At 47.1% G+C, this 13,125-nt stretch carries 4 protein-coding genes and 4 pseudogenes; 1 reads left to right on the top strand and 7 read right to left on the bottom strand.

Features of this window, described 5'->3' with window-relative positions; all coding sequences use genetic code 11:
• Positions 1–373 precede the first annotated feature (373 nt).
• The 6 genes and pseudogenes from UA76_RS03875 to UA76_RS03850 all read right to left on the bottom strand — a co-directional run bounded on the left by UA76_RS03875 (position 374) and on the right by UA76_RS03850 (position 9,009).
• A pseudogene (locus tag UA76_RS03875) lies at positions 374–1,458 on the bottom strand (glycerate kinase).
• A gap of 206 nt (positions 1,459–1,664) precedes the next feature.
• Positions 1,665–2,927: pseudogene (locus UA76_RS03870) on the bottom strand (GntP family permease).
• A gap of 137 nt (positions 2,928–3,064) precedes the next feature.
• Positions 3,065–4,206 (bottom strand): annotated as a pseudogene (locus UA76_RS03865) (sugar diacid recognition domain-containing protein).
• A gap of 147 nt (positions 4,207–4,353) precedes the next feature.
• Positions 4,354–6,414: an alkyl/aryl-sulfatase gene (locus UA76_RS03860; RefSeq protein ID WP_047043246.1), complete on the bottom strand. Its 2,061-nt coding sequence runs from the start codon at positions 6,412–6,414 to the stop codon at positions 4,354–4,356.
• Between the two features lie 405 nt (positions 6,415–6,819).
• A complete protein-coding gene (locus UA76_RS03855) occupies positions 6,820–7,584 on the bottom strand; it encodes a carbohydrate deacetylase (RefSeq protein ID WP_047043243.1) in 765 nt (254 codons plus the stop codon).
• A gap of 93 nt (positions 7,585–7,677) precedes the next feature.
• Positions 7,678–9,009: a 6-phospho-beta-glucosidase gene (locus UA76_RS03850; protein WP_047043242.1), complete on the bottom strand. Its 1,332-nt coding sequence runs from the start codon at positions 9,007–9,009 to the stop codon at positions 7,678–7,680.
• 104 nt (positions 9,010–9,113) lie between these two features.
• Between UA76_RS03850 and UA76_RS03845 the strand changes: the two genes are divergently transcribed.
• Positions 9,114–10,025, top strand: a complete 912-nt coding sequence (locus tag UA76_RS03845; protein WP_047043240.1) for a LysR substrate-binding domain-containing protein — start codon at positions 9,114–9,116, stop codon at positions 10,023–10,025.
• Positions 10,026–10,086: 61 nt separating this feature from the next.
• On the opposite strand, the pseudogene malT reads toward UA76_RS03845, so the two are convergent.
• A pseudogene (gene malT / locus UA76_RS03840) lies at positions 10,087–12,793 on the bottom strand (HTH-type transcriptional regulator MalT).
• Positions 12,794–13,125: the final 332 nt, after the last annotated feature.

The raw sequence follows: 13,125 nt of genomic DNA, 5'->3' as shown, positions 1-13,125 counted from the left end.
TCATGTCTCCTTGTTTCTGAGGTTAACCAGAAGGGTAAGTTGGCAAATTTTTTGTTAGTGATATATCTCTTTTGTTCTCTCTCTTTTCGAAATCATTGTCTAATTACTGGGTAATTTAGTCTAATGAAAGCATTTCAATAGGCTGATAACCATAGGTTTTTAATCTTTAATTTCAATTGGTTATCTGGGGTCTTTGTGGTTGTCGGCAGTTTTATATTGAGTGGATAGCTGCGTGATATATTGAACTTGATATAAAAGATGAAGGCCCATTCATTGGGAGGGGTTGAGAGAAGAATAGGCCGTAGAGCTTGTAAGAAAAAAGCGCCTTACAATGGTAAGGCGTTTTGATTATGTCACGTCGTGGAGCGAACGTTTACAGAGTAATTGAGAGGGCTTTTGCAACGTTGCGAGAGGTCATTTGAACATTAAATGCGGCCTCTTTTAGCGCCGTTGGTAAATCTGTTGCGCCTAACACAACACTGTAGGCTGCATCAATGCCGTGATCGTACACTACGGCGCAGTCTGCTGCGGTTGAGCCAGCTATCGCAATCACTGGTAAGTCAAACTGTTTTGCAGTGCGTGCTACGCCAATAGGGGTCTTGCCATGGATGGTTTGGCTATCGATTCTGCCTTCACCTGTAACGACAAGGTCTGCGTCTTTCATAATGTCTGCAAGATTTACCGCATCCATCACAATGCTAATGCCTGGCGAAGGTTTGCATTGAGAAGCCCAATAAGCGCTGCACCTAAGCCACCTGCTGCGCCAGCGCCAGCTACGTCTTTCACTGCCTTACCTGTCGTTTGTTCAATGACCTGAGCATAGTGGGCGAGGTTAGCGTCTAAAGTGGATACCATCTCTGGCGTTGCTCCTTTTTGTGGGCCAAAAACAGCGGATGCCCCTTTAGGACCACACAGTGGGTTGTCTACGTCACACGCCACTTCCAAAGCAATATCACTTAATCTTGGATCAATGCCAGAAAGGTCGATGCGCGCAAGCTCTGCCAGTGCGCCGCCGCCAAAGCCCAGCTCAGAGCCATTGGCATCTAGCAGTTTAGCGCCTAACGCTTGCGCCATGCCGATGCCGCCATCATTGGTTGCGCTACCACCAATACCGACAATAATGTGTTTTACACCTTTGTCGAGCGCGGCTTTGATCAGCTCCCCTGTACCAAAGGTAGTGGTGATGAGCGGGTTACGCTGTTCTTGCGTGACCAAATGAATACCCGACGCGGCGGCCATTTCAATGACCGCTGTTGAGCCATCACCCATCAAGCCATAAAAGCCTTCCACGGGCTCACCTAATGGGCCAGTGACACTGACGTTTACGATGTCACCACCGGTTGCATCAACGAGAGATTGAACGGTACCTTCTCCGCCATCTGCCATGGGTAGCTTTACATATTCTGCGTTCGGCATAACTTCCTTGAAGCCATTTTCAATCGCTGTCGCCACTTCCATTGCGGTCAAGCTTTCTTTGTATGAGTCTGGAGCAATTACTATTTTCATAACGTTGTACCTTCCGTTGCTCTGCGTTCAATAGAGGGGGCTATTTAACGAGTGCACACTAATTTTTTCAATATGGCGGCTACTCTTTTAAAAGGCTAGCCACCTACGACATTGTGTTTATTAAAGCGGGTGGTGAATCGTGTATAGGGTATTGGTGCTTAAACGAAAAGACCAAATACACCGAATATCATCACAGAGACAAATGCGATCATCAGGCCAACCGCTGACTCGTAGGGAATCAGTTTCAGACGCTCACGGATATCCATGTGCACTGCACCACCTGTTGCGTGGAAGAAGCTGCCGTGTGGCATGTGGTCTAGAACCGTTGCACCTGAGTGAATCATTGCTGCGCCAGCCAGTGCAGGAACACCTAGCTCTAAGATTGTGCCGCTAAATACACTTGCTGCGACTGCTGTACCAGCCGTAGTTGAAGCGGTTGCCAGTGCCATCATCGCGCCTGAGATTGGTGCAAGAATGAACGAAGGCATGCCTGAAGCAGCGAGAACATCAATCAGGCCATCACGCAGTGCTGAGTTGGCGATGATGCCCGCTAGCGTACCTGTACCCAGAAGCATTACGGCAACGGGTGCCATGCGGTTAAGGCCAGAAATAGCGAAGTGGTTCGTGTCTTTAAATCGACCCATGACAACCGCACCTAATAGGCCGCCTAGCGGAAGTGCGATCAGTGGATCAACATTGATGTCTGCAATTGGGCGAAGTGACAATAGGGCAATTGCGACCAGTGGTGCGACAATCGCTGCACCAAAACTTGGCAGCTTAGAGTGGTCAACTTCAACCACTTCACTTTCATGAACTTTAGTGCCTTTGTTCACGAGCTTTTTCGCGATGAAGTAAGCGAAGAACATGCCGCAGATACCTGGAATGACACCAGCTGCCATTACAGAGGTTAACGGCACATCGAAAGCGTCTGCTGCCGCAATTGCGTTCGGGTTTGGTGACATCACGTTACCGGCTTTACCACCACCAACCATGGCTAGCAAAATCGCTGTTTTCGATAGGTCTGCACGGCGTGCAATCGCTAGGGCAATCGGTGCAACCGTAATAACGGCTACGTCGACGAATACGCTACTGCGGTAAGAATCATGGTTGCAACCGCTAGCGCAAGTAGTGCGCGGGTTTCGCCGACTTTTTTGACGATGGTTTCAGCGATTGAGGTGGCGGCGCCAGATTCAATCAGCACACCAGCCAGAACACCGGCAGCTAGGATTCGCAGTACAGCAGTGGTGATGCCTTGCGCACCGCCAATCATCAGTGCCACCGTATCGGTTAACGATACGCCGCCAACCACACCACCAAGTAGTGCACCAATGATCATGCCGTATGCTGGCGGGACTTTTTTAAGGATTAGGCCAATGGCCACAACAAGGGCTGTTAAGGCTCGAGGTAGAGACTTCTATCATGGTTATTGTTTCCGCTAGTTATTGTGATTTGCGAGCAGAATAAAAGGATGTGTTTGAGATTTCTTTATGCAAATAACCAAATGTATCATGATGGAACTACCTAAAATTTGTAATCTTGCACAAATTATTGATGCAGTCTATATAAGTTTTAACGCCAAGTACAGCTGAAACTTCTCATCTAAGTTGTTGATATTTAATGATGTTATTTCTTCAATCTTATCGAGGCGATAGCGCAGGGTATTTCGGTGGATATGTAAGGATTCACAAGCGTGAGCAAGGTCGCAATTGTGCTCAAAAAAGACACGTAGCGTCTTAATCAGCACGCCTTTTGTGTCTTGTTCTAGGAGTCGATTAAGCGGTTGGAGCATTTGATCATGTCGCCACTGGTCTTTCTTTAACACACTGATCAGAATCGATAACTTATGCTCTTGGTAGAATAATATTGACGGTTTTGTGTCTGAGTTGGCATCGAGTGTGGCTTTGGCTGTTTCGTAGGAACGAGCAATTCCGGATAAGTGAGGAAAATAGTCACCCAAGGCAATTTTTACTGAAAATTCACCTACTTGCTTGATGCGTGACAGCAGCTTCTTAACGCGTTTTTGTTCTTCTTTTTTGTCCCATTCTCCGTCGATTATGGTGACAGGTTTTAACACCACAATTTCATTCATCGACACCGACACTATGCCCACAATATTGTCCCGTTCCGGGTATTCGAGCAGGTGAACCAGTTTTTGTAGGTGCTCTAAGGTAAGTGGCTGCCCTTGTTTAGGTACCACTTGCACTGCTGCCGCGACGCGAGGTTGGGCTAGATCCAGATCCAATCGTTCTGCAATCGAGAGAAGCTGGTTTTCGTTGAGATCCGATCCTTTGATGAGCTGAAGTAGCAGCTCTTCACGGTGTCGCTTGTTCCATTGCACCTGTGCCATTAACGCGGCCTGTTCAACAATCAACTCCGCTGTCATTTTGACCAGCTCACCGTATTGACGAACGTTCTCTGGCTTGCCAGACACACCGACTACACCGATAACACTCTCTTGATACAGGATAGGGAGATTGATGCCTTCTTTTACACCATTCAGGGTATTGGCGACAGCATCATTAATCTCAACAGTACGATTATCGTTAATGGCGAGCAGCGCACCTTCATGGGTTTTATGCAGCGAGAAGGATCACTCGAACCGATGATCTGACCGGTTTCATCCATAACGTTAACGGGAAACTGAATGATCTTACTGGCTCTTTCTACGATTTGGCGAGCGATGAAGGAGTTGATCTGCATAAGGAGCAATACTTTCGAGGTGATAAACGTGCCTATGATAGCTCAATTTTGAATGGGGTAGAGTTTCAAATTCTAAAATGTGAACACGAAAAAAGGCGCATCGAAATGCGCCTCGGTTGGGATTCAGGTTCCCATTGTGCTCGCAACTTAGCGGTAGATGTGAGCGTCTACTTCCTGTCCTTCTGCCGGTCTAGGCATAACTTCGAAGTAGGAATCGAAGTCAACTGTGACGGATTTTAGAATTTGCAGCGGTTTGCTATCCCCTTTGAGCGTCGCCTTGCGATCAGCAAAGAGTGATTCTAATGTGGCTTCTCCCAACATGATTTGCGTGATGTCTTTGCGGTTCATGGTGATAGTGGTGTCTGCCTCTCTGAAATCGTCAACCAATAGGTTGTTTAGGTTGCCGTGCTTCATATCGATGCGGTATTTCTCACCAATATCTGGCAGATGCAAATTGATTGAGAAGTCTTGGCCATCAGCTTCGCTCGCGACAACTCGAACGGCGGTGTAATCCAAGATTTGTCCCATGGTCATGTTCGCGATGATGTCCACCGAGTTTGCCTTAGCTGAACCTTGAGTCACCGTACCGATTCGTACTTCCTGTGCACCTGTTAGGAATGTATTACGCCAGCCAGCTCCCTCTGCTTGATAACCTTGCTGCTCCCAGTTGTCGCCAAGTAGCTGACGAGCCTCAGAGTAATCACTACAAGCACGAACAATGTGATCAAGCATGACGCCTGCGAAGCGGTAGTTACCGTCATCAAAGTGCGACTTAGCTGTTTCATAACCCGCTTCACACCCGCCGTAAGCTTGAGTGAACAACTCTGCTTCTTCATTCACAGGTAATCGGTTTAGGTTAGCAGGATTCATGTCAAAGTAACCAAGGTACATGTTGTACACCGCACGAGCATTGTGAGAGTACGTTCCATGATAACCATTAGTGTGCCAAAGCTGTTGCAGCGAGGTTGGGAGTTCATCGGTGATCTTCGCCCCAATATCTTGTAGCACCATGCCGCTGTTTGCCAAACGCAGGGTTTGATTGTGCACGAAGCCGTAGTTATCGCGCTGAGCTTCTAGGTAAGCAACGATGTTTTCGTTATCCCAAATCGGTGCAGAGTGGGAACCCATCAAGTATTCAACTTCACCGCCCCAAGCATTGATCATTTTATTAAGATCTTTGGACCATTTTAGGGCATCGCGAACTTTCGCACCGCGTAACGTGTAAACATTGTGCATACCTTGATACACCATCTCACCTGTCCAAAGCGTTTGATGTTCAGGTAAATAAGCAACGTTACCGCTCGGCGCCTCTGTGCCAGCCGTATCCATGAAAACAAACTTCACACCATCAATGGTGCGCTCGTGGAATTTCTCGTCGTCGCCAGCAGGAAAAGTTTCGTGAGGCGGTACAAGCGTGATCATATGATCAGGGCCTGTAGATAGTCCGTTTGCTAATGCTGCATCGACTACACCGGTGGCCGATGCTTGACCAAGTGTTGCACCATATTGGATGTTGCCACGGCGAGACATTGCGTTCCCTGCAAGCACGTTTTCGTCAATGGCTTCTTTCATGAAACCATGTGGCGCATAAACTTTCACTTCAGGGAAGCGATCGAGTACGGCTCTAGATCCTCCAAAGTGATCGATGTGAGAGTGAGAGTAGAGCATCGCAACAACAGGTAGATCGCCGCCTTCCGGTACGTGCTCAAAGAAGAAACTCATGGCATTGTCCATGGCTTTGTCATGCAACATGACGTCGTAGACGATCCAACCATTGTCTGAGCGAATAAATGTTGTAGAGGCGAGGTCCATACCACGTACCTGATAGATCCCCTCTTTCACTTCATACAAGCCATTGGCTGCAAAGTTGGCTTGAGCTTGACGCCATAGTGATGGGTTGACGGTATCTGGTGCGCTATTGTGAGCTTGCTGGCCTGAGTGGAGGTACATAAAGCGGTTACGTAAATGGCCTAGAGATGACGCATCAAGCTCTTTTATCAGCCCGCGATCGTTATTAGTGAACACGTCTTGATTGTCAAAGTTGAGTGTTTTGGCAAACGTGTGGTTGGCGTCTTTGGTATGTTGTGACGCCTTTTTGCCATTGCCTCTTAGGAGTTCATTGGAGTTGATGTGCTCATGGTCGTGCTGAACCGCGAGTGTTGGCGCACTCAATGAAGCGGTAAGGATGGCGACTAGGGATTTGTTCATTAGATACCTCAATAAATCATCGACAGAATCAGCTCTGAAATTCATTAATGGGAGAACTCGGTCGATCCATTGAGCACGTTTCCCCAATTTCCTCACAGAACGGGTAGCGCAGAGAAGCTATAAGAATCATCTCGTTATTCAGCTACTCTATGTGTTGGCTGATAGTGTCGGTAAATTGAGATATAGAATCTAATGAAATGAAATTAAGATAATAATAACTGTGGGTATTTAATATTATAAATCATAACTTTAATGGGGTTTAATCAAGAGGTTGGTTAAAAAAATTTAGAGTTTCCCGAAGAAAATGTCACAACAACACAACGTGAAAAACGATAAGAGAAGGGGAGAATGAGCCATCTCTAACCATTAACTATTAACGATTGTGACTCATTCTCTTTGATTGTATTAGTGTAAGTGTTGGAAGCCCACGCACTCTATGTTTTGCTCGATTAGCCACTGTTTTAGCTCTGGTGAGGTCAGAATTTTGACTTCATCAATGCGTTTGTCACCATAGCCACTGAGCAGTTTGAGTTCTTCGGTATTGGCCAGAGATGGATGGCACATAAGCTCAAGTGTTCCACTGGGCATTTTTTGTTTGTAAGCCAATAGCATGGCTTTGAGGTGATCGATATTGACACCATCATCAAAAAAGCCCATATCAAAAGCATCGGGCGTTGGGACGTTTAACATCTCTTGACCGTGGATGATATTGTCAACACGCCTGACCGGTAGCCCAATATCATTCGCCGCTTTGATGAAGCCTAGCTTAAGTGGGCGGTAAACCCCCGCAAAGTGGTGGCTATCGATGTGGTTGATTTTAAGCCCTGCATCAACGGCCGCTTGATATTGTGCTTTCAGCTCTAATACGACCTCATTCACACAGACATCCGATTTGTTGAATAGCGTCTGTTTACTTAAGAAATGGCCATCTTCGTCCACTAGGCTGGGGACATCTTTTGGATCGCTTAAGGGCTTACCCGCTGTTACTGTAAAGTGCAGCCCAACTTCAGGAATCAACCCTTGCTTGTAGAGTTCAATCGCGTGCTGAGTTCCCGGCTGGTTCATCATTAATGTGGTTGCTTTGACGACGCCAGCCTTGAAGCATTCTACAATTCCGAGGTTGACGGCTTCAGTTAAGCCGAAGTCATCTGCGTTTAAGATCAATTTCATCTCAGGTTGCCCTCCGTCTTGGTGCGTCTTTGTGGATGGTTGTTGTTCATTCTTACTCTTTCGCTCGGCTACTGTTTAAGACTGCTGTCTAGCTTACTGTTCAACGTAGTGAGCAAACGCAGGCATAAAGTCTAGGTTTTCTCTTATTGTTTCGCGCAAGGCCTCTTCAACATGGCTGCCACTATCAACAATTGGGTTTAGAATCAGTGCACGTTTTGCTGCATTAATATCACCATTAATGGCCGCTTCGACGGTGAGAGTTTCAAACTCTTTCATTAACTGAATGAGGCGCAACGTATCGGTATCAAATGGCTCTACTCGAAGCGGAAGGATTTCACTACTGGTGATGACAGAGCTCACTTCCACTGCACAGTCATTTGGTAGCCCTTGGATGGCACCGTTGTTTCGCGTGTTTACGTGCATGATGGTTCGCTTGTTGTTGTAAATACTGCTCATGAGTTCACAAGCCGCCTCTGAGTAATACGCACCGCCACGCTCTTCCAATAGTTGAGGTTTAGTATCTAGAGTCGGGTCTTTATAGATTTCGAGCAGTTCCGCTTCCACTTTTGCCACCAAATCTGCGCGATTGGTTTTGCTCTCTGAAGCCGCAAATTCTTTGCTCAAGATATCACGAGATTGGTAGTAGTAACGTAAGTAAGCGCACGGCACCATACCCAAGTCACGAATTAAGTCGCCATCCCATTTAAACGGTGGGATGTTTTTCGGTGTCATTTTGTCTTCGCCAGTCAGCAGCGCTTCGGTTAAATCCGCCAGTTTGTCTTGACCATCATGCAGTACTTTCCTTGCCCACACTAAATGGTTTAAGCCTGCGATTTGCATCGTGATGTCTTTGCGCTCAACGCCAAGCATCTCTGCCGCGCCACGCTCCATGTTCACGGGCACGTTACATAGGCCGACGGTTTTAATGCTTGAATATTTGGTGAGGGCTTCTGTCACCATACCTGATGGATTGGTGAAGTTGAGCAGCCAAGCGTTTGGACACAGTTCTTCCATCTCTTTTGCGATCTCAAGTGCAATTGGAATGGTTCGGCACGCGTTAGAGAAGCCGCCTAAGCCATTAGTTTCTTGACCGATCATGCGATATTTAAGAGCAATGCGCTCATCGCGTAAGCGCGCTTCGATGCGGCCTGCGCGGAACTGAGAACAAACGAAGTCGGCATCTCTTAGAGCCGTTTGTCGATCTGTGGTGAGGTGAACCTGAATATTGCAGCCCGCTTTTTTAATCATACGTTTGGTTAGGTCTGCGATAATTTGGGCTTTTTCCAACCCTTCTTCGATGTCCACTAACCAAAGGTCGCCGATCGGCAGTTCGTGGTAGCGATTGATTAGGCCTTCGACGAGTTCTGGGGTGTAGCTTGAACCACTGCCGATGACCACGACTTTAAGATTCTTTTGGTTTGTCATATTTGTTACCTTATGTGCTATTGGATTACGTGATTTAATTTAACTTCCAGAATGGGTATGCTACAAACCAGTTAGAGTGCACTATAAATTACTGGGGTTAATGCATGGTTCTACATTCTCACAAGCCGTTACTGTCCAATAAACAGCAGCTGCTCTCTCTTTTGCACACCTTTAGCGTGGCCGCGAAGCATCTGAGTTTTACCTTGGCGGCGGACGAATTGTTCTTAACCCAAGGTGGCGTGAGCCATCGAATCAAAAAGTTGGAAGGGTTGTTACGTTTCAATCTGTTCATTCGTAAAACACGCAAGCTTGAATTAACTGCAGAAGGTAAGCGCGTGTTGGTGATGCTCAACAGTTCCTTCGACTCTATCTTTTCAGAGCTTGTGGATATTCAAACCGGTGAACTCAGTGGTGAGCTCTACATTGCGACGTCACCGTATTTTGCATCTGCATGGCTGATGCCTAGGCTTGCCAGTTTTCGAGCCCAGTACCCTAATTTAGCCGTCAAACTGCAAACAAAGCAGAATCAAAATGACTTTCAGTTCGACCCTTACGACGTCGCGATTTTCTATAGTTCAGGTCAATACCCTAATCATTTCAGTCAACGTTTGTTTGAAGGGACGCGTACACCAGTTTGCTCGCCAGACTACGCCAAGTTGTTGGAATTGGATAACAACCCCGAAAGCTTAGCTCAGGCGAACTTTATTCATAGTGGCGATACGTCGGCGTGGCATTTCTGGCTGGATCAAGTCGGTATGAAGGCAGACTGCGAACAACGCAGTGACCTCTACAGCGACAACTTATTAGCAGTGGAAGCGGCGATACACTCTATGGGTGTTGCGCTTGGTCGATTAGAGTTCGTAAAACCCATGATCGATAGCGGTAGCTTGGTTGCGCCATTTCCGTCCATCAGTTCAGGAAAGGGTTACGATCTTGTTTGTCCAAAGGGCATGGAGACACGCACTAAGTTCCAAGTGTTCAATGAATGGGCGATGGGGCAGGCTGCAGCAAATTGATAAAGAAAGAGCTCTCAATTATGAGAGCTCTTTTACTATGGTCAATTTGATAAAGAGAACGTCAAAACCCCATCAACTGCAGTAGGTTCTCTGCGGTTTTAATCGCTTCTTTTCGATTCGCGATGTTGAGTTTTTGATACAGATTGCGGATGTGCGTTTTGATGGTGGTGCCAGCTACATCCAGCTCTTGGGCAATTTGCTCATTGCTAAAGCCTGAGTAGATTAACCCAAGTACCTGCCATTCACGTTGAGTGAGTGGACTGGTGCGCACAAGCTCTGGAATGTTCGGGTGATTCACCAGTTTTTCGACAAAGTCTTCATCGAAATGCACCGAGCGGCTGCGCTGCGTGGTTGAGATGTCTTTCATCAACTGCTGGGCACGGTGTCGCTCTAAATCGCCAAGCTTAGACTGACTCGTTAGCCCTTGCAGTAGGTGGCCAATCTTAGCGCCATCAATTAAGAAGTTGCTGATGATGCCCGTTTGGTTGGTCATCTCGAGGGCTTCTTTGAGCAAGGCTGAAGCTTGGTCTTCGTCGCCACGGCTAACTTGCAATACAGCTTGTACAATCAAGTTACGATTGGTATCGGTGACTAGGCTGTGCGATTTAGCCTGCTCTTGCAAGAAGTCCAACGTCTCTTGGGCCTTGTCGTACTCTTCAAGATTAATGTACGCACGAGCAATGTTGCGCCACTGCAGCTGAGTGAAGTGGTTACATGCCACTTCTGGTCGGCTGGTGGTGTCTAACCAGTGTGAAATTGACTTAGTGTCGCCTTTGGCTTGCCAGTAGAGGATCAACGACAGCGAAGCGTTCGCTGTCCAATCAACGTGATAGGTCGACTGTTTAAGCAAGTGGACGATTTGATCGATAAACTTGCCTGCTTTGTCGAGCTCACCACGGCCAATGGCAATGCGAGCCAACATAGAGTAGCTATGTAAGTGCTTACTTTCAGAGTGTGAACCAAGGATGTCTAATCCTTTGTATGCGCACTCTTCTGCTTCGTCCAATCGGTTCCAACACCAAAACAGTTGAGCGCGAAGTCTGAGCAAGAATTCGTGCATTGGCAGTTGATGCAGTTGATGCTCTTCGACCAGTTTGAATGCGTTATCTTGGATCTCAAACGCAGCTTGCACATAGCCTTGAGCAATTAAGATTTCACTTTGCTGTAATAGTGCCCAGAGTGCTTGATGGTAAACCTGATATTGCCTTGCGAGCTTTTCAGTTTGCTGCATCATAGGAAGAGCACGACTTAAATCGCCAAGGACATGATTAACCTCGCCAACAACCGATGTTGCCACAATGCGGCTGCGGTAGATGGAGGCATCGGGCTGGCTCAGTGACAGCTCTGCCAACTCAAGCGCTTTTTCCGGTTCGTTTTGGTTGATCGCCACCTGTGCGCGGAGCGCATTGAACTCGCCTTGCTCTTTACTGCTGAGTTGTACGTTGAGCCTTGCCATTTCGTCTTTGGCTTTGGCAAGCAGATCGCCGACATCGTTATAACGGTGTTGGCTTTGTGCTAGCCAAGCTTGCAACATGCACAGTTTCGGTTCGCTATAAAGCTGTTCTGGGCTCAGAAGGTTAATGCTTGCTCAAGGGTTTTAAGCTCGCCACTATTGAACATCTTCCACCCAAAACGCGACAAGATATCAGCCGTCAACTGTGGATCGCGAGCTTTGTGCGCATGACTGAGTGCTTGATGAGGCGCATCTTCTAGCAGCCACGCTTTGGCTGCGTCTTGGTGCAAAATCGCTTCTTGCTGTGGAATACGCGCATTACGCTCGTGCTCCAAGAAATCGGCAAACAGATTATGGAAGCGATACCAGTTTTGCTCTCCTTCAAGCGGATAAATGAAGAGACCGTAGCGGTTGAGTGATTCAATCATGCTTAATGCATCATCACGTTTGGTGAGCGCGGTTACCAGTGAATCATTGAAGTGATCCAACACCGAGCATTGCATGAGGAACTGGCGAGTTTCTTGATCCAGTAAGTCAAACACTTCTTCGACAAGGTAGTCCCATAAATGAGCATGGTTAAATTGAGAAACGGACTCTGCCGATTGCGCCAATGTGCGTTTATGATGCTGTGCTTGCAGGGCAATCAGTTGCAAAGCGGAAGGCCAACCTTCAACGTAGCTACGCAGGTTGTCGGCAGTGTCATCATCGATGCCATCGGTCACGCGCTGGTTAAAGAAGCGAGTGTCTCTTCGGTATCGAAGGCCAGTAAATCATTACCGATCTCAATCATGAGGTCGCGTACGCGTAAGTTTGCGGTACCCAATGGTGGTGCGGCGCGACTGGTAACAACCAGCGTAAAGTTGTCTGGCATGTGCTTGATAAAAAAGCGCATGGCTTCATGAATTTCATCATCTTGAATTAGGTGATAATCATCCAGCACCAAGTAGCCTTCTTGACCAAAATGACTCAGTTCGGCGAACACTTCGCTAAACAGAGTGTGAAGCGACGAAAATTGGCGCTTTTCAGCCAGTTTTTGTGCATTTGGACAGGCGTTATCTGTGGCTTTGTTGAGTGCTTGAAGCAGGTAGTTGATGAAGCGAAACGGATCGTTATCGCTCTCATCAATGCTGTACCAGCCCACATGAGCTTTGTCTGAAAGCCATTGTGCGGCCATTGTCGTTTTGCCATATCCGGCAGGCGAGCGAAATAAAATCAGCTTATAACACGGAGCTTGTTGGAGTAAGTCCAACACACGTGGGCGAACAATCGCATTATGTAAGCGGCCTGGACGAGTGAGTTTCGAAGGAATCCACATATTAATCATCCCAATAATTAGGTTTGTTGAACTTCTACGGTGTCTTACACCGAAAAGCTCACGAACCCTGTTCATTATACGTTGGTCAGTCGAGCAGAGTGCTTTTTTATAATGGCTCATCTGATCTGACGACATGGATGTTACTCCATGGAAATGGAAGGGTTGATGTCTCTATCACTAGATTTTCGGATAATTCACACAATGGGTAAGTCTACGCCCTATAAATGTGATGCTCATCACTTTGTTTGTGGGCATTTGGCTGTCTGAAATTCCCACTGACTACGAAAAACTATGAAATTTGCAGAATATCCTTAAATTTTATGTGATCGATT

This window comes from Vibrio mexicanus (assembly GCF_001012815.1).
Lineage (GTDB): Bacteria > Pseudomonadota > Gammaproteobacteria > Enterobacterales > Vibrionaceae > Vibrio > Vibrio mexicanus.
Note: the sequence above shows the minus strand (reverse complement) of the source record. Positions and strands in the feature narration are given on the sequence as shown.

Coding starts and splice junctions, on each gene's coding strand:
- UA76_RS03860 (WP_047043246.1), bottom strand. CDS start 6,414: ATGAACAAATCCCTAGTCGCCATCCTTACCGCTTCATTGAGTGCGCCA.
- UA76_RS03855 (WP_047043243.1), bottom strand. CDS start 7,584: ATGAAATTGATCTTAAACGCAGATGACTTCGGCTTAACTGAAGCCGTC.
- UA76_RS03850 (WP_047043242.1), bottom strand. CDS start 9,009: ATGACAAACCAAAAGAATCTTAAAGTCGTGGTCATCGGCAGTGGTTCA.
- UA76_RS03845 (WP_047043240.1), top strand. CDS start 9,114: ATGGTTCTACATTCTCACAAGCCGTTACTGTCCAATAAACAGCAGCTG.